Annotated in this window: 12 protein-coding genes, 1 rRNA gene and 1 pseudogene; 2 read left to right on the top strand and 12 right to left on the bottom strand. The window is 72.4% G+C overall.

Annotation, left to right across the window (positions count from 1 at the left end):
• Positions 1-150: 150 nt before the first annotated feature.
• The 7 genes from OG599_RS19325 to OG599_RS19295 form a co-directional block, all read right to left on the bottom strand.
• Positions 151-1676: ribosomal RNA gene (locus OG599_RS19325) — 16S ribosomal RNA — on the bottom strand.
• Positions 1677-2413: 737 nt separating this feature from the next.
• Positions 2414-3223, bottom strand: a complete 810-nt coding sequence (gene proC, locus OG599_RS19320) for a pyrroline-5-carboxylate reductase (RefSeq protein WP_327177221.1) — start codon at positions 3221-3223, stop codon at positions 2414-2416.
• 132 nt (positions 3224-3355) lie between these two features.
• Positions 3356-4147 carry an ABC transporter permease gene (locus OG599_RS19315; protein WP_327177220.1) on the bottom strand — a complete coding sequence of 264 codons (792 nt, stop codon included), beginning with the start codon at positions 4145-4147 and terminating at the stop codon, positions 3356-3358.
• Positions 4144-4983, bottom strand: coding sequence for an ABC transporter ATP-binding protein (locus tag OG599_RS19310; protein WP_327177219.1), 840 nt, complete (start codon positions 4981-4983; stop codon positions 4144-4146). The genes OG599_RS19315 and OG599_RS19310 overlap by 4 nt, the downstream gene beginning before the upstream one ends.
• A gap of 123 nt (positions 4984-5106) precedes the next feature.
• Positions 5107-5907, bottom strand: a complete 801-nt coding sequence (locus OG599_RS19305) for a class I SAM-dependent methyltransferase (protein ID WP_327177218.1) — start codon at positions 5905-5907, stop codon at positions 5107-5109.
• Between the two features lie 84 nt (positions 5908-5991).
• Positions 5992-6561, bottom strand: coding sequence for a hypothetical protein (locus OG599_RS19300; RefSeq protein WP_442809457.1), 570 nt, complete (start codon positions 6559-6561; stop codon positions 5992-5994).
• 129 nt (positions 6562-6690) lie between these two features.
• Positions 6691-7101 (bottom strand): SH3 domain-containing protein, encoded by a 411-nt coding sequence (locus tag OG599_RS19295; RefSeq protein ID WP_327177217.1) that lies wholly within the window; start codon positions 7099-7101, stop codon positions 6691-6693.
• 124 nt (positions 7102-7225) lie between these two features.
• Here OG599_RS19295 and OG599_RS19290 point away from each other — a divergent pair, with 124 nt between their 5' ends.
• Entirely contained in the window at positions 7226-9481 is a 2256-nt protein-coding gene (locus OG599_RS19290) for a protein kinase domain-containing protein (protein ID WP_327177216.1), read from the top strand.
• 103 nt (positions 9482-9584) lie between these two features.
• On the opposite strand, the gene ilvD is transcribed toward OG599_RS19290, so the two are convergent.
• The 4 genes and pseudogenes from ilvD to OG599_RS19270 all read right to left on the bottom strand — a co-directional run bounded on the left by ilvD (position 9585) and on the right by OG599_RS19270 (position 14304).
• Positions 9585-11435, bottom strand: coding sequence for a dihydroxy-acid dehydratase (ilvD, locus tag OG599_RS19285; RefSeq protein WP_327177215.1), 1851 nt, complete (start codon positions 11433-11435; stop codon positions 9585-9587).
• Between the two features lie 224 nt (positions 11436-11659).
• Positions 11660-12331, bottom strand: a pseudogene (locus OG599_RS19280) (TetR/AcrR family transcriptional regulator); the annotation flags it as partial.
• A complete protein-coding gene (locus OG599_RS19275; protein ID WP_327177213.1) occupies positions 12328-13152 on the bottom strand; it encodes a sugar phosphate isomerase/epimerase family protein in 825 nt (274 codons plus the stop codon). The pseudogene OG599_RS19280 and the gene OG599_RS19275, both read right to left, overlap by 4 nt.
• A 195-nt stretch (positions 13153-13347) precedes the next feature.
• A complete protein-coding gene (locus OG599_RS19270) occupies positions 13348-14304 on the bottom strand; it encodes a Ppx/GppA phosphatase family protein (RefSeq protein ID WP_327177212.1) in 957 nt (318 codons plus the stop codon).
• Positions 14305-14343: 39 nt separating this feature from the next.
• Here OG599_RS19270 and OG599_RS19265 point away from each other — a divergent pair, with 39 nt between their 5' ends.
• Entirely contained in the window at positions 14344-15204 is an 861-nt protein-coding gene (locus OG599_RS19265) for a hypothetical protein (RefSeq protein WP_327177211.1), read from the top strand.
• Positions 15205-15340: 136 nt separating this feature from the next.
• Here OG599_RS19265 and OG599_RS19260 read toward each other — a convergent pair whose 3' ends face one another.
• Positions 15341-17443, bottom strand: a complete 2103-nt coding sequence (locus OG599_RS19260; RefSeq protein WP_327177210.1) for a BACON domain-containing protein — start codon at positions 17441-17443, stop codon at positions 15341-15343.
• Positions 17444-17517: the final 74 nt, after the last annotated feature.

Here is a 17517-nt window from a genome sequence, read left to right as displayed (position 1 = left end):
CATCATTACTTTCCACGCCGAAGCAGTACTCGCAACAACCAACCAACCGTGCCGAATAGTCAACGTTCCACCCATGAGCAACCAGCATCGAACATTCGCCGATGTACTGGCCTCTGACCAAACCGAAGCCTGGTAAGAAATGCTCCTTAGAAAGGAGGTGATCCAGCCGCACCTTCCGGTACGGCTACCTTGTTACGACTTCGTCCCAATCGCCAGTCCCACCTTCGACAGCTCCCTCCCACAAGGGGTTGGGCCACCGGCTTCGGGTGTTACCGACTTTCGTGACGTGACGGGCGGTGTGTACAAGGCCCGGGAACGTATTCACCGCAGCAATGCTGATCTGCGATTACTAGCAACTCCGACTTCATGGGGTCGAGTTGCAGACCCCAATCCGAACTGAGACCGGCTTTTTGAGATTCGCTCCGCCTCGCGGCATCGCAGCTCATTGTACCGGCCATTGTAGCACGTGTGCAGCCCAAGACATAAGGGGCATGATGACTTGACGTCGTCCCCACCTTCCTCCGAGTTGACCCCGGCAGTCTCCTGTGAGTCCCCATCACCCCGAAGGGCATGCTGGCAACACAGAACAAGGGTTGCGCTCGTTGCGGGACTTAACCCAACATCTCACGACACGAGCTGACGACAGCCATGCACCACCTGTATACCGACCACAAGGGGGGCACCATCTCTGGCACTTTCCGGTATATGTCAAGCCTTGGTAAGGTTCTTCGCGTTGCGTCGAATTAAGCCACATGCTCCGCTGCTTGTGCGGGCCCCCGTCAATTCCTTTGAGTTTTAGCCTTGCGGCCGTACTCCCCAGGCGGGGAACTTAATGCGTTAGCTGCGGCACCGACGACGTGGAATGTCGCCAACACCTAGTTCCCAACGTTTACGGCGTGGACTACCAGGGTATCTAATCCTGTTCGCTCCCCACGCTTTCGCTCCTCAGCGTCAGTAATGGCCCAGAGATCCGCCTTCGCCACCGGTGTTCCTCCTGATATCTGCGCATTTCACCGCTACACCAGGAATTCCGATCTCCCCTACCACACTCTAGCTAGCCCGTATCGAATGCAGACCCGGGGTTAAGCCCCGGGCTTTCACATCCGACGTGACAAGCCGCCTACGAGCTCTTTACGCCCAATAATTCCGGACAACGCTTGCGCCCTACGTATTACCGCGGCTGCTGGCACGTAGTTAGCCGGCGCTTCTTCTGCAGGTACCGTCACTTTCGCTTCTTCCCTGCTGAAAGAGGTTTACAACCCGAAGGCCGTCATCCCTCACGCGGCGTCGCTGCATCAGGCTTTCGCCCATTGTGCAATATTCCCCACTGCTGCCTCCCGTAGGAGTCTGGGCCGTGTCTCAGTCCCAGTGTGGCCGGTCGCCCTCTCAGGCCGGCTACCCGTCGTCGCCTTGGTAGGCCATTACCCCACCAACAAGCTGATAGGCCGCGGGCTCATCCTTCACCGCCGGAGCTTTTAACCCCGTCCCATGCGGGACAGAGTGTTATCCGGTATTAGACCCCGTTTCCAGGGCTTGTCCCAGAGTGAAGGGCAGATTGCCCACGTGTTACTCACCCGTTCGCCACTAATCCACCCCGAAAGGCTTCATCGTTCGACTTGCATGTGTTAAGCACGCCGCCAGCGTTCGTCCTGAGCCAGGATCAAACTCTCCGTGAATGTTTTCCCGTAATCGGGATCACAACACGAGAGCGGAACGACCAGGTCGGAATATGACCGGTCGTTCACAGCGTCCTCGCTGTTGTTGCCCACCAGGCGGTTAAGCACCGGTAGGACTTTTCAAAGGAACCACCAACCTGCCGAAGCAGGCCGGGGTATCAACATATCTGGCGTTGACTTTTGGCACGCTGTTGAGTTCTCAAGGAACGGACGCTTCCTTCGGTCCCGTTTCACCGGGGCCCTCCGGGCGCTTCCCTTCGTTCTTGCGTTTCCGACTCTATCAGACTCTTATCTGTCCGATTCCCGGTCGAAGCGGGTCAAGCGGTTTTCGCTTTCCAGTTCTTCGCTTTCGCGTTTCCCTTTCCGGCGAGTCCGACTCTATCAGATCCTTTCGGGCCTGATTCCCAGTCAGCGGGCTTGTCCTCCGGGCCGTTGCGGGCCCTTCCGACGAGTGAGACATTAGCGGATTGCTGGGCTCCGACGCTAATCGGGGCTGTTCTCTCGAACGGGCAATCCTCATTTCACACAAGCACACGCAAAGGCACGCGACGGAAAGTCGGGCCTTGTTGAGTGGTGGTGCGGAATGGCTGTCCGGGGACCGACCGGGGTCGACGCTCACGTCGGACAACTCGGAGCACACTACGGTTCGGAGGGCGGCGTGTCAACCCCGCGGCTGCCGCCCTCTGCGGGGCCCGGACCGTGCGGCGCGACGGCGGACCCCGCAGGGTGCGTACGGGTCAGCCCTGGCCGGAGGCGAGCTCGCGGCTGCGGTCGCGGGCCGCTTCGAGGGCGGCGATCAGGGCGGCGCGCACCCCGTGGTTCTCCAGCTCGCGGATGGCGCTGATGGTGGTGCCGGCGGGGCTGGTCACGGCCTCGCGGAGCTTCACCGGGTGTTCGCCGCTGTCGCGGAGCATCACCGCGGCGCCGATCGCCGCCTGCACGATCAGGTCGTGGGCCTGGGCGCGCGGGAGGCCGAGGAGGATTCCGGCGTCGGTCATGGCCTCGACCAGGAAGTAGAAGTACGCCGGGCCCGAGCCGGAGAGGGCGGTGGCCGCGTCCTGCTGGGACTCGGGGACCCGGAGCGTCTTGCCGACCCCGCCGAAGATCTCCTCGGTGGTGGCGAGGTGGTCGCCCGTCGCGTGGCTGCCGGCGGAGAGGACGGACATCCCCTCGTCCACGAGCACGGGGGTGTTCGGCATGACCCGGACCACCGGAGTGCCGGACGCCAGCCGGTCCTCGATGAACGCCGTGGTGATGCCGGCGGCGGCGCTGATGACGAGGCGGTCCGCGGTGAGGTGCGGGGCGAGCTCGTCCAGCAGGGTGCCCATGTCCTGGGGCTTCGCCGCGAGGATGAGGATGTCCGCGCTCTTGGCCGCTTCCGCGTTGCCGACCGACTCGACTCCGTACCGGTTCCGCAGTTCCTCGGCGCGCTCGGGGCGGCGGGTGGTGACCAGCAGGTTCGCCGGGCGCCAGCCGGCCCGGATCATTCCGCTGAGGAGCGCCTCGCCGATCTTGCCGGTGCCGAGGACTGCGACTGTCTGGGTCATGCGGTTCACCCTCCGGGCTGTGCTCACGGTTCTCGGCACGCGGTGTGCTCCGGGCTCCGTCCCGTGCTCGTCGCGGTCATCCTCGCACCGGGCCCGCCCGGAGCCGGTCGGGTGACCGCAGGGCGGACAGGCTCAGGCGGTACGGCGGCGGAGAGTGGCCGCTCCCAGGCCGAGGACCAGCAGGGCGCAGCCCGCGACCACGACGACGTCCCGGACGAAGTCGCCGGTGACGTCGGGGTGGTGGAGCACCTGGTTCATGCCGTCCACGGCGTACGACATGGGCAGGACGTTCGAGATCGCCTCCAGGACGGGCTGCATCCGGTCGCGCGGGGTGAAGAGGCCGCAGAGCAGGAGCTGCGGGAAGATCACCGCCGGCATGAACTGGACGGCCTGGAACTCGGAGGCCGCGAACGCCGAGACGAAGAGGCCGAGTGCCGTACCGAGCAGGGCGTCGAGCAGCGCCACCAGCATCAGCAGCCAGGGCGAGCCGACGACGTCGAGGCCCAGCAGCCAGACGGAGACGGCGGTGGCCAGCAGGGTCTGGACGACGGCGATCGCCCCGAAGGCCAGCGCGTAGCCGGCGATCAGGTCGCCCTTGCCGAGGGGCTGGGCGAGGAGGCGTTCCAGGGTTCCGGAGGTGCGTTCGCGCAGGGTGGCGATCGAGGTCACCAGGAACATCGTGATGAGCGGGAAGATCCCGAGCAGCGAGGCGCCGATGGAGTCGAAGGTCTCCGGGCTGCCGTCGAAGACGTACCGCAGCAGGACGATCATCACGACGGGGATCACCAGCAGCAGCGCGATGGTGCGGGGGTCGTGGCGGAGCTGGCGCAGGACGCGGCCCGCGGTGGCGAGTGTGCGGGCCGGGGTGAGGAGCCGGGCCGGTGAGGGCGCGGGGGTGGCGGCGGGAAGGGTGTCGGTGCTCATCGCGCGGCCTCCTCGGGGTGGGCAGCGGTCTCCTCGGGCCGGGCGGACGCCTCGTCGACGAGGCGGAGGAAGGCTTCCTCCACGGTGGTGCTCGCGGTACGGGTACGCAGCTCTTCCGGGGTCCCGGTGGCGAGGAGGGCGCCCTCGCGCATCAGGAGCAGCCGGTGGCAGCGCTCGGCCTCGTCCATGACGTGGGAGGAGACCAGGATCGTGGTGCCCCGGTCGGCGGCGAGGGCGTGGAAGAGGTTCCACAGGTCGCGGCGGAGGACGGGGTCGAGGCCGACGGTCGGTTCGTCCAGGACGAGGAGTTCGGGCTGCCCGAGCAGGGCGACGGCGAGGGAGACGCGGCTGCGCTGCCCGCCGGAGAGGCGGCCGGCCAGGGCGTCGGCGTGGCCGGCGAGGTCCACGTCGTCGATGGCGCGGGCGACGGCGGCGCGGCGGGTGGAGCGGTGGGCGCGGCCGGGGAGGAGTACGGCCGCGAAGTACTCCAGGTTCTGGCGGACCGTGAGGTCGGTGTAGACGGACGGGGCCTGGGTGACGTACCCGACGCGCGAGCGGAGGCCGGGGTGTCCGGCGGGGGCGCCGAGGACGTGGAGTGCGCCGGTGACCTGGGCCTGGGTGCCGACGACGGCGCGCATCAGAGTGCTCTTGCCGCAGCCGGAGGGGCCGAGGAGGCCGGTGATCCTGCCGGGTTCGACGGTGAAGCCGAGGCCGCGCAGCACGGTGCGGTCGCCGCGTACGACCGTGAGGCCCTCGGCGCGGACGGCCGCGGGCGCCGGGGGCCCGGGGGGTGGTGGCGCGGGGGCGGGGCCGGCGGTGCGCTGATTATTCATCATGCGATGAATATGCTCTGCGGCGATCCCCGCGTCAAGGCATGGGAAAGCCCGGAGTCCCGAGGAATTCCGAGGAGTTCGGGGGCTCCGGGCTCAGGGGTCGAAGCGGTGCGGCAGGCGGGGGCCTCAGACCGTGACGGTCGTCAGGTCGACGACGTACCGCTCCTCGACCGTGCCGTCGGGGAAGAGCTCCAGCAGGCGGGCGTTCTCCTCCGCGAAGAACCGGCGGTCGGCCTCGGCGTGCTCCTCGCCCCGCACCAGGAACGCGGAGTGGCTGGCGAGGTTGTCCAGGTGGGTACGGAGACTCACCCGGCGGGACCAGGGCAGCAGGCGGCCGACGGGCCCCTCCTCGGGCAGGCCGACGGCGCGGGACGGGGTGCCCGGGGCGGGGGTGGCGTGCACGCCGTGGTCCGCGCCCAGGTGGCGGCGGATGCGTACGTCCTGTTCGGCGACCCAGGGGGCCCGGTGGTCGGCGACGTTCCACCAGAGGGCGAGGACCCCGCCGGGGCGCAGTACGCGGACGGCTTCCGGCCAGGAGCGGGCCTGGTCGGTCCAGTGCCAGGACTGGGCGTACGTGACGAGGTCGGCGGAGCCGTCGGCGAACGGGAGCCGGTTGCCGTCGCCGCGCACCACCGGCACCTCGGGCAGGGCCCGGCGCAGTTCGGCGGCCATTCCGGCGCCCGGCTCGACGGCGGTGACGCGGGCGCCGCGCCCGACGAGTTCACGGGTGGCGATGCCGGTGCCCGCACCCACGTCGACCGCGCTCAGCGTGGCGAGGGCGCGTCCGGTCGCCTCCTCCAGGGCCGCGAACACCTCCGGCGGGTAGCCGGGCCGGGCGGCGGCGTAGAGCGCGGCGGACGCGCCGAACGAGAGAGCGCGGACCGACGCGGGAGCGGGTGACGGGGTGGCGGGCGGTGTGGTCGGCATGCGGCACGTCCTTCGGGGAGTCGGAGATACGGGACCGGCCCGCACCTGCCCTCGCGGGCCGGGCCCCACTCTGCCCTTGCGGGCCTACTTGCCGGTGCGGGCCTTCCCGGCCTTGCCGGCCTTGCGGGCCGCCGGGTTGCCGGTGCGGGTCGTGCGGCGCTTGGCGTAGCGGGCGAGGGCGGTCTCGTACTCGGTGCGCAGCAGCGTCTCGCCGGGCGCCTCGCGGAGCGAGCGGACGAAGTACGCGAGCAGGGAGCCGACGAAGCCGATCGTCTTGAGGCCCCGCAGGTTGTCCTCGCGGCCCGGGTCCGCCGGGCGGCTGCGGAAGCCGTCCCAGGTCTTGCGGAACGCGATGGCGCTGCACACGGCGAACATCAGCACGACCAGGATGTTCAGGAAGCTGCCGATCGCGGCGACCTCCAGGCCGCTGAAGGCGAAGCGCAGCACCACGCACGAGGCGACGGCCGCGGCCAGCGATCCGGCCGAGACACCGATGCGCCGCAGCGTGTATCCGCCGTCGTGGTCGACCCAGGTGGTGCCGAAGAAGCGGAGCGTCTCCGGCTGCGGGCCGGGGGCGGTGCCGCCCCGCGGGTCCCTACCGGCGGGCAGGGGTCCGGTGGGCTGGGGTCCGGTGGTGTCGCTGTTCTCGCTCACGCCGTCGATTATTCCGCGCGGCGCCCGGCCGGCGGGATGCCCCACCGGCCGGGCGGAGACCGGACGGCGCTCAGGACTCTGGGCTCAGGACGAAGGGGCTCAGGCCGAAGGGGCTCAGGCCGAAGGGGCTCAGGCGCAGCGGCTGGCGATCCAGCCGTCGCTGCCGGTGTGCACGTACGCGTCGGAGACGTACTCGCCGGCCGAGATGCAGTCCCAGAGGTTCGAGGAGCCGTACGGGCCGCTGACCCGCTCGCCCTCCTTCTGGCAGTAGACCGCCACGGTCGTCCCGTACGGCAGCAGCCGCAGCGCGCCGTAGTTCGTGCCCGGTCCGGAGCGGACGTAGACCCGGTACCCCGGCGCGATCGGGTAGCGGGGGGCTTCGTACGAGAGCGCCGCGATACCGGCCGCCGGTTCGACGGGCAGGGTCTTCGCCGTCTCCGGTACGACCGGTACCGGCTCCTGGAGCGTGTCCACCGCGCTCGCGGACGCGGCTTCGTTCGATGGGGCGGTTGCTTCGGTGGTGTTCTCTTCGACGGCCATACGGCCCTCCCCCGGGTCGGATCGGTACAGGTGACGCGCAGGCTAACAACCCTTGCGCGACAAGGACGAAGCATCGAATAGGCTCCGTGCGTCGCGCTTGCGGTCGAACACACGGGGGTGGGTGATGGCACCGCTGCGGGGAGTCGGGCCGGGTCCGGAAGCGGAACGGCCCGAGTACGCCGGCCGGTACCGTCTGGAGGCACGTCTCGGCGAGGGCGGGATGGGCGTGGTCCACCTCGCCACGTCCGCGTCGGGGCTTCCGCTGGCGATCAAGATCGTGCACCGGGGTTACGCGGCGGACCCCGAGTTCCGGGCGCGTTTCCGGCAGGAGGTTGCGGCCGCCCGGAAGGTCAGCGGCGCCTTCACCGCGCCGGTCGTCGACGCCGATCCGGCGGCCCCGCTGCCCTGGATGGCGACCCTGTACGTACCCGGGCCGACGCTCTCCGCGCAGGTGAAGCGGAACGGTCCGCTGAACCCGGCGCAGCTGCGGCGGCTCACCGCCGGGCTGGCGGAGGCGCTGCGGGACATCCACCGGGCGGGGGTCATCCACCGCGATCTGAAGCCGAGCAACGTGCTGCTGCCGGACACCGGGCCGAAGGTCATCGACTTCGGGATCTCCCGCCCGTACGACAGTGAGCTGCGCACGGAGACCGGGAAGCTGATCGGCTCGCCGCCCTACATGGCGCCCGAGCAGTTCCAGCGCCCGCGTGAGGTCGGGCCGGCGGCCGACGTGTTCGCGCTGGGCGCGGTGCTGGTCCACGCGGCGACCGGGCGGGGGCCGTTCGACTCGGACAGCCCGTATCTGGTGGCGTACCAGGTGGTGCACGACGAGGCGGACCTGACCGGGGTGCCGGGGGATCTGGCCAGGCTCGTCGGGCAGTGCCTGGCGAAGGACCCGGCGCTGCGGCCGACTCCGGACGAGATCATGGCGGCGCTGCTGCCGCCCTCGTACGACGCGGCGGCCTTCGTGCCGGGCCCCCGGCGGCCGGTGCCGGAGGAGGGGCTTGAGGCCGGGGCGGGTACGCCCGACGGCGAAGGCGCGCGGGAGCCCGGTGCCGAGGACCCCGCCGACGAGCGGCCCCGCCCCGAACCGTCGGAGGCCACCCATGTGCGCGACGCCGCGCCGGACCCGGCTCCCAAGGCCGGGCGGCGGCCCCGGCGCGCCGGGTGGGCGGCGGGCGCGGTGGCACTGCTGACCCTCGCCACCGGGGGCGCGGTGTACGCGGCGGTGGGCGCGGGTACGCCGACCGGGCGGGCGGCGGAGAAGGACGGCGCACCGGACGCGGCGGACGCCTTCGCCCCCTGGCGGACCGTCCTCGCCGGGGCCGCCGGATCGGCCCCGTACTGCGTCACGGCCACCGGGCCCGGTGCCGGTGGAGCCGCGAACGCCGCGCTCTACTGCTCCGCCCCCGGCTACGGCCTCGCCCGCGTCGATCCCGCCGACGGCCACCTCCTCTGGACGCACCGGGACCCCTCGGCCACGGCCCGGACGCTCGCCCCGGGCGGCGGGCCCGTCGTGGTCGACGAGCCGGGCGGGACGCTCCGGGCCTACGGCTCCGAAGACGGGGAGCCGGTCTGGTCGACGGGCTCCCCCTCCTCCCCCGACGTGCTGTGGAGCGCCGGGGACACCCCGCTGCACGTCGGCGCCGCGGGCGCGGTGGAGGGGATCGACGCCGGGACCGGCAGGGTGCGCTGGAACCACCGGTTCTCCGGGCACGCGCTGCCGGCCGTCGGCTTCCACGACCCGGCGACCGGGGTCTCCTACCTCTACGAGAACAGCGCCGACCGGAGCACCACCCTCGTCACGGCGATCGCCGCGGCGGACGGCTCCATCCGCTGGCAGCGGCGGCTGGACGGCATGCTGACCCCGGTCGGCCTCAGCGACGGTTCGCTGATCCTGGCGGCGACGGCCGCCGACTCCCGGGTGAACGCCCTGGTGCGGTACGACCCCGGGGGGCGGACCACGGCCCGGATCGCGATGCCGTTCGGTATGGCCGATCCGGACATCGTCGTCGGCGGCGACGACGGCACCGCCTATCTGCTGGCGCCCGGCGGGACCCTGGTGGCTCTCGACGTCCGCGCCCCGGCCGGTGGCGGCCGTACCGAACGGTGGCGGCTGGAGACCGGGGTGGGGCTGGTGTCGTCCCCGGTGCTGGGCGAGGGGAACCGCCTCTACTTCACGGCGGCGGACGGGCGGCTGCTCGCGGTGGACACCCGGCGCGGGACCCTGCTCGGCCAGACCGCGCCCCGGCTGCGGGACGGGAAGCTCGACCTGGCGTCCTTCCCGCACGCGCCCGTGGCGGTCGGCCACTTCGTGATCGGCACGGCGCCGGACGGCTCGGTGTTCGCGGTGGACGGGAGCGATCCGGCCGCCTGGTGAGGCGCGGGCCTCAGGTCAGGCCGCCTGGTGAGGCGCGGGCCCCGTGACGCCGGAACGCCCGGCCCCCTCGTCGGGTGGCCGGGCGTTCCGGGTACGTGCGTGGTCAGCCGAGCTTGGAGACGTCGCGCACCGCGCCCCGGTCCGCGCTGGTCGCCATCGCGGCGTACGCGCGCAGCGCGGCGGAGACCTTGCGCTCGCGGTTCTTCGGCGCGTACACGCCGTTCAGCGCCTCGCGGCGGGCCGCCAGCTCGGCGTCCGGGACGAGCAGCTCGATGGAGCGGTTCGGGATGTCGATGCGGATGCGGTCGCCGTCCTCGACCAGCGCGATCGTGCCGCCGGAGGCCGCCTCGGGGGAGGCGTGGCCGATCGACAGGCCCGACGTACCACCGGAGAACCGGCCGTCGGTGATCAGCGCGCACGCCTTGCCGAGGCCGCGGCCCTTCAGGTACGAGGTCGGGTAGAGCATCTCCTGCATGCCGGGGCCGCCCTTGGGGCCCTCGTAGCGGATGACGACCACGTCGCCCTCCTTGACCTGCTTCAGCAGGATCTTCTCGACGGCCGCCTCCTGCGACTCGCAGACGACGGCCGGGCCCTCGAAGGTCCAGATCGACTCGTCCACACCGGCCGTCTTCACGACGCAGCCGTCGACGGCGAGGTTGCCCTTGAGGACCGCGAGGCCACCGTCCTTGGAGTAGGCGTGCTCGACGGAGCGGATGCAGCCCTCGGCGGCGTCCGTGTCGAGGGTGTCCCAGCGCTCGGACTGCGAGAAGGCGGTGGCGGACCGGACGCAGCCGGGGGCGGCGTGCCACAGCTCGACGGCCTCGGGGGCGGGCGAACCGCCGCGCACGTCCCAGTTCTTCAGCCAGTCGGCGAGGGAGGCGGAGTGGACGGAGTGGACGTCCTCGTTGAGGAGTCCGCCGCGGTGCAGCTCGCCGAGGATGGCGGGGATGCCACCGGCGCGGTGGACGTCCTCCATGTAGTACGTGCGGCTCTTGGCGACGTTCGGCGCGACCTTGGCGAGGCAGGGGACGCGGCGCGAGATCTCGTCCATCTCCGGCAGCCCGAAGTCGAGCTCGGCCTCCTGGGCGGCGGCGAGGAGGTGCAGGATCGTGTTGGTGGAGCCGCCCATGGCGATGTCGAGGGCCATGGCGTTCTCGAACGCGGCGCGGCTCGCGATGGCGCGGGGCAGGACGGTCGCGTCGTCCTGCTCGTAGTGGCGCTTGGTGATCTCGACGATCGTGCGGCCGGCGTCCTCGTAGAGGGCGCGGCGGGCGGTGTGGGTGGCGAGCGTCGAGCCGTTGCCCGGGAGGGCGAGGCCGATGGCCTCGGCGAGGCAGTTCATGGAGTTGGCCGTGAACATGCCCGAGCAGGAACCGCAGGTGGGACAGGCGTTCTCCTCGATACGGAGCATGTCCGCGTCGGAGATCTTGTCGTTGACCGCGTCGGACATGGCGTCGACGAGGTCGAGGGTGCGGACGGTGCCGTCGACGAGGGTGGCCCGGCCGGACTCCATGGGGCCGCCGGAGACGAAGATCGTCGGGATGTTGAGGCGGAGGGCCGCCATCAGCATGCCGGGCGTGATCTTGTCGCAGTTGGAGATGCAGATCAGCGCGTCCGCGCAGTGCGCCTCGACCATGTACTCGACCGAGTCGGCGATCAGGTCGCGCGAGGGCAGGCTGTAGAGCATGCCGCCGTGGCCCATCGCGATGCCGTCGTCCACGGCGATCGTGTTGAACTCGCGCGGCACCGCGCCCGCGGCGTGGATGGCCTCGGAGACGATCCGGCCGACCGGGGAGAGGTGCGTGTGGCCCGGGACGAACTCGGTGAAGGAGTTCGCGACGGCGATGATCGGCTTGCCGATGTCCTCGCTCGCTACGCCCGACGCCCGCATAAGGGCGCGCGCGCCCGCCATGTTGCGACCGTGGGTGACAGTGCGGGACCTCAGCTGCGGCATCGTCGCTCGCTCCTTCGACAGATAAAGAAAGACTGTCTACTTCGACGGAAAAGACTTTTCCGAGCCTACGCCCCGGCTCCAGGATCTGGACAGCCTGTCCGGATAGCGGGACGCTCTGCTCACGGAGTGGTCGGTGCGTTCGGTTCGTCCGGTGCGCCGGGTGCGGTCCCGGTGGGATCTCCCGGGGAATCCCCGGCCGGGTCCGAGTGGGTGCCCGGGCCGTCCTCGGTCAGATAGCGCTGGATGCTGGGCGCGACCATCGCGATGATCCGCTCCGGGTCCGCCGACGCGAGCGGCTCGGCCCGTACGACGTACCGCAGGATCGCGATGCCGACCATGTGCGAGGCGGCCAGCTCGGCGCGGAACGTCGGGTCGGGTACGTCCAGCTCCCCCGCGATCCGCTCCATCAGCCGCCGCAGCACGAAGGTGCGCAGCACGTTCGCCGCCGCCTCGTGGGTGAGCGCGGACCGGACGATCGCCAGCAGCGGCGCCCGGGTGACGGGGTTCTCCCACACGGAGACGAAGTAGCGGGCCATCCGCTCCCCCACCCCCTCCAGCGGGCCGCCCAGGATCTGCGGGACGACGAGGGCGGGCTCGAAGGAGAGCTCCACGGCCGCCGCGAACACCTCGTCCTTCGTCCCGAAGTAGTGGTGGACCAGCGCCGCGTCGACCCCGGCGGCGCGGGCGATGGAGCGCATCGACGCCTTGTCGTAGCCGCGCTCGGCGAACTCCGTACGGGCCGACTCCAGGATGCGGGTCCGGGCGTCCGGGCCGTCCTGGGCGGCGGCGCGCGACGGGCGCCCCCTGCGGCGCGGGGCCGTGGCGGCCTCGGGGACGGAACCGTCAGGCGCGGAACGGCCCGGGGCGGAACCGTCAGGCGTGGAACGTGAGGTCACGGCCGGGGCGTCCGCTTGGCCGAGGCGAGGTGGAGCCGGGTGAAGGCGAGCGCCTCGGCGAGGTCCGCCTCGCGTTCGGCGGAGGACATGGCCCGGCGGGTGTTGACCTCCAGGACCACGTGCCCGTCGAAACCGGTACGCGCCAGCCGCTCCAGCAGCTCCGCGCAGGGCTGGTCGCCCCGGCCGGGCACCAGGTGCTCGTCCTTGCCGGAGCCCTTGCCGTCCGCGAGGTGGACGTGGGCGAGCCGGTCGCCCATCCGGTCCACCATGGCCAGCCCGTCCGCACGCGCCGTCGAGGTGTGCGAGAGGTCGACGGTGAAGTGCCGGTAGTCGTCGTGGGTGACGTCCCAGTCCGGGGCGTACGCGAGCATCTCGCGGTCCCGGTAGCGCCACGGGTACATGTTCTCGACGGCGAACCGGACGTCGGTCTCGTTCGCCATGCGCCAGATCCCGTCGACGAAGTCGCGGGCGTAGTGGCGCTGCCACCGGAACGGCGGGTGGACCACGACGGCGGAGGCGCCGAGCCGCTCGGCGGCGGACTTCGCCCGCTGGAGCTTGACCCACGGGTCGGTGGACCAGACCCGCTGCGTGATCAGCAGACAGGGCGCGTGCACGGCGAGGATCGGGACCTGGTGGTAGTCGGAGAGGCGCCGCAGCGCCTCGATGTCCTGGCTGACCGGATCGGTCCACACCATGACCTCGACACCGTCGTACCCCAGGCGCGCGGCGATCTCGAAGGCCGTCGCCGTCGACTCCGGATAGACCGAGGCCGTCGACAGGGCGACCTTCGCATCGGGGATGCGCACCGCTGGATCTGCCACCTGGACAGCGTACGGGCCCGATCGCGCACCGCCGAGAGGGCGGGAGCGAAAGTGAGAAGGGCCATGACGGGCCGTCGGCGGCCATGGACAGCCGGGGGCCGGGCGGGAACGGCCGGGAACGGCGCCGCTCGTGGTCCCCGCCCGTCAGCCCGCCGCGGCCGCCACGTCGGCCCAGCGTGACCGCCCCGCGGGCCGTCAGCTCAGCGCGATCCGCTCCGCCGGGAGGTGGTCGAGGCGGCGCAGGATGACGCCCTCGCGGAGTGCCCAGGGGCAGATCTCCAGCTCGGTGATCCCGAAGAGGTCCATCGCGCCCTCGGCGACGAGCGCCCCGGCGAGCAGCTGGCCGGCCCGGTCCGGGGAGACGCCGGGGAGGTGGCCGCGTTCCTCGGCGGTCATCGCCGCCAGCTTGGGCACCCACTCCCCCAGGGCCGCGGCGGAGAGGGTCCGCCGGGTGTACAGCCCCTCCGTGGAGCGGGCCGCCCCGGCTATCCGGGCGAGCTGCTTGAAGGTCTTCGAGGTGGCGACCACGCGGTCGGGCCCGCCGTGGCGGCTGAACTCCCCGACCGTACGGGCGATGCCGGCGCGGACGTACCGGCGCAGCTCGCGCAGTCGAGCCGGGTCGGCCGGGCGGGCGGGGTCGCCGGGCAGCCAGCCGGCGGTGAGGCGGCCGGCGCCGAGCGGCAGCGACACGGCCGCCGCAGGTTCCTCGTCCAGTCCGAGGGCGATCTCCAGCGAACCGCCGCCGATGTCGAGCAGCAGCAGCTTCCCCGCCGACCAGCCGAACCAGCGGCGGGCGGCCAGGAAGGTCAGCCGCGCCTCCTCCTCGCCGCTGAGGACCGCGAGGTCGACCCCGGTCTCGGCGCGGACCCGGCCCAGCACCTCGTCGGCGTTGGTGGCGTCGCGTACCGCCGAGGTGGCGAACGCCAGCACCTCCTCGCACCCCTTGTCCTCGGCGGCCTGGACCGCCTCGGCCACCGTGGCGACCAGCCGGTCGACGCCCTCACGGCCGATCGCCCCGTCCGCGTCGAGGAGCTGGGCGAGGCGGAGCTCCGTCTTGTGCGAGTGCGCGGGCAGCGGCCGGGCGCCGGGGTGGGCGTCCATCGCCAGCAGATGAACCGTGTTCGACCCCACGTCGAGGACTCCGAGTCTCATAGCCGGAACGCTACGCCGAAAGGGACTTACGCTTGGCGCGTGCCAAAGACGAACAAGGCGAAGCCGGGCAAAGCGACGAAGAAGCCTCGAACGAAACAGGATCAGGATCAGGAGAGTCAGCGGACGGAACAGAACGGACCCGACCGGTCCGACGAGAAGGGGATCGATTTTCCCCGGGCGTGGGTGGAGTTCCCGGACCCGGCCGACGACGAGCAGGTGTTCCGCTGCGACCTGACGTGGCTGACCTCCCGGTGGACCTGCATCTTCGGCAGCGGCTGCCAGGGCATCCAGGCGGGCCGGGCGGACGACGGCTGCTGCACGCTGGGCGCGCACTTCTCGGACGAGGACGACGAGAAGCGGGTGGCCGGACACGTCGAGCGGCTGACCCCGGAGATGTGGCAGTTCCACGACGTCGGTACGTCGACGGGGTGGGTCGGCATCGACGACGACGGTGAGCGCCAGACGCGCCGCTGGAAGGGCTCCTGCATCTTCCAGAACCGTCCCGGCTTCGCCGGCGGCGCGGGGTGCTCGCTGCACATCCTGGCCCTGAAGGAGGGCAAGGAGCCGCTGGAGACCAAGCCGGACGTCTGCTGGCAGCTCCCGGTCCGGCGTACGTACGACTGGATCGACCGGCCCGACGACACCCGGGTGCTCCAGATCTCCATCGGCGAGTACGACCGCCGGGGCTGGGGCCCGGGCGGTCACGACCTGCACTGGTGGTGCACCTCGGCCACCTCCGCGCACGGCGCCGGTGACCCGGTGTACGTGACGTACCGCCCGGAGCTCACGGAGCTGATGGGCAAGAAGGCGTACGCGCAGCTGGTCGAGCTCTGCGAGCAGCGGCTCGCCTCGCTGCTGCCGATGGCCCCGCACCCGGCGGACCCGGTGACCCCGGCCTGAGGCCGGTCGGACCCGCTGCCCCCGGCCTGAGGCCGGTCGGACCCGCTGCCCCCGGCCTGAGGCCGTACCGCGCCATGGCCGGTCTCTCAGCCCGCCGGGGCCGGTTCGCCGGGGGCCGGTGGCCGGAGGTTCCGTCTCAGCCCGCCGGGGCCGGTTCGCCGGGGCCGGTGGGCGGGGCGGACGGGTCCGGCGACCGGGACGGTGACCCGCTCGGCGACTGTGCGGGCGGGGACGGTTCGGCCGGGCTGGAGGACGGGCCGGAGGACGGGCCGGACGGGTCCGTCGCGCCGCTCGGACCGGTGGGGTCCGGAGAGGTGCCCGGCGGCGGCCCGGCGGAGTCCGCCGCGGCCGGGGTCTCCCCGGACGAGGCCGCGAGGACGGGTGTGGGAGCCGTGGGAGCCGACGGTGCGGCCGGTCCCGTGGGGCCGGGCCGGGCGGCGGGCGCCACGGGGTGGAGCGGCCCGCCCGCCGGGAAGCCGGTGAACGCGGTGGTCCGGCCGCGGCCCTCGATCCGTACGTGCTGGGACCCGGGCGCCAGGACGACCCGGGCCCGCCAGGGGTGGCGCGGCTCCCGCGCGCGGTCCACCAGAACGTGCACGGTGACGCTCCGCCCCGCCGCGAGCGTGCCCGAGGTGTGGCTGAGCCGCAGCCAGCGGGCGTCGGTACGGGCCGCCCACACCACGGGGCCGCCCCCGGAGGCCGTCAGCCGGAGGCTGGTGACACCGCCGGAGGTCCGCGCGGCGACGGTCAGCGCCCCGGCCCGGCGGGCGCCGCCGGGCCCCTCGGCACTGATCACCTCGGCGGTGACGTCCGGGGCGCGGGACCCGTCCGGTGAGCCGCCCCGGACGCCGCCCCTGATACCGGCGCGGACGTCCTCCGCGTGCCCCTCGCCCGCGCCGCGCCCCTCGCCCGCGCCGCGCCGGTCGTCCCCGTCGTGGCGGCCGTAGCCGTCGTGGCCGTCCTCGCCGTCCGCGAAGGTCCCGGCCGAGTCGCCGACCGCGTCCATCTCGGTCGCGGCGGCCGAGGCGCCCTCGTGGCGGTCACCGGCCCACGGCGCTCCCCGGTAGGCCGCCGCCCACAGCGCGATGACCGGGGCGGCGACGACCGTCGCGACGACCGTCGTCGTCATGACCCGGGCGCGCAGCCGGTCGCGGCGGGCCGCGTGGTCCTTCGGGTCGAGCGGGTAGCCGGTCCGGTCGAAGCGCGGGGAACCGGCGCGCGAGCGCTGGGCGTGCACCATGGCCACGCGCACGGAAGGGCGGGGCGCCTCCACGACGGGCAGTCCCGCGGCGGGGGCGACGGCCACGCCGGGCCAGGGGCCGGTGGCGCCGGCGCGTTCGGCGGCGCGGCGGCAGCCCGGGCAGTCGTCGACGTGGCGGACGAGTTCGCGGCGCAGCGGGGCGGAGAGCAGCGACGGGCGCTTGCCGGTGAGGCGGCGGGCGGCGGTACAGCTGCCGTCCTCCGCGACGGCGAGCGCGGCCCGGGTCCGCTCGACCTCGCAGGCCGCCGCCGCGAGGAGCTCGCGCGTGGTGGCCGGGTCGAGTCCGAGTACGGAGGCGACGGCGCGGGGTGTGAGCCCGTGGCGTACGGAGAGATCGAGCGCCTCCCGCTGCTCGGGCGTGGTGCCGGCCGCCTCCGGCCAGGCCAGCTGGGCGAGCTCGCGGCGGCGGGCCTCGGAGGCGGGGGTCTCCTCGGCCGGCGGCACGACCGCCTCCTCGGGGGTGGCCCGGGGAGCCTCTGCGGGGGCCACGGCGGGAGCCTCTGCGGGGGCGGCGACCGGGGCCTCGGCCGTACCGGCGGCCGGGCCCGGAGCGGGGGACTCGGCGGGGGCCTCGGCGGGCGCGGCCAGGGCGAGGGCGTCCGCGAGGACGGCGCCGCGCTCCTCGCGCGCCCCCCGGCCGGAGTCCCTGGGCGTCCTCCGGTGCGCCTGACGGCCGCGCTTCCGCTCGGCGAGCGCCCGCAGACACATCCACCGGGCCAGCGCGTACAGCCAGGATTTACGTTCCTCCTGGCCCGTGGGGCAGCGGCCGTCCTGGCGTTCCGCGACGGCGAGTACGGCTCCGAGCGCCTCGGTGGCGGCCTCGTGGTCGCAGAGGACGGAGAGGCAGTAGGTGAAGAGTCCGTCGAGGTACGGCTCGTAACGTGCGGGCGGGCGCTGCGCCGGGAGGTGGGGGGCGCGACGGTGCGATCGGGGTGCGCCGGTGGTGTGCGCGGGGGGCTCCAGCCTGCTGCTCGTCACCTTGCGACCGTAAGCAGAGGAGGGCACCCTCCCGGTGCCCCTTCCGGACTTTTAACCCCTATGGGTGAATGTAT

Source organism: Streptomyces sp. NBC_01335 (assembly GCF_035953295.1).
GTDB lineage: Bacteria > Actinomycetota > Actinomycetes > Streptomycetales > Streptomycetaceae > Streptomyces.
The sequence above is the reverse complement of the archived record's forward strand: the minus strand, read 5'-3'. Positions and strand labels throughout refer to the sequence as shown.

Excerpts from the sequence above, each read along its gene's own strand:
- proC (WP_327177221.1), bottom strand. The coding sequence starts at position 3,223 with ATGACCCAGACAGTCGCAGTCCTCGGCACCGGCAAGATCGGCGAGGCG.
- OG599_RS19315 (WP_327177220.1), bottom strand. The coding sequence starts at position 4,147 with ATGAGCACCGACACCCTTCCCGCCGCCACCCCCGCGCCCTCACCGGCC.
- OG599_RS19310 (WP_327177219.1), bottom strand. The coding sequence starts at position 4,983 with ATGATGAATAATCAGCGCACCGCCGGCCCCGCCCCCGCGCCACCACCC.
- OG599_RS19305 (WP_327177218.1), bottom strand. The coding sequence starts at position 5,907 with ATGCCGACCACACCGCCCGCCACCCCGTCACCCGCTCCCGCGTCGGTC.
- OG599_RS19295 (WP_327177217.1), bottom strand. The coding sequence starts at position 7,101 with ATGGCCGTCGAAGAGAACACCACCGAAGCAACCGCCCCATCGAACGAA.
- OG599_RS19290 (WP_327177216.1), top strand. The coding sequence starts at position 7,226 with ATGGCACCGCTGCGGGGAGTCGGGCCGGGTCCGGAAGCGGAACGGCCC.
- ilvD (WP_327177215.1), bottom strand. The coding sequence starts at position 11,435 with ATGCCGCAGCTGAGGTCCCGCACTGTCACCCACGGTCGCAACATGGCG.
- OG599_RS19270 (WP_327177212.1), bottom strand. The coding sequence starts at position 14,304 with ATGAGACTCGGAGTCCTCGACGTGGGGTCGAACACGGTTCATCTGCTG.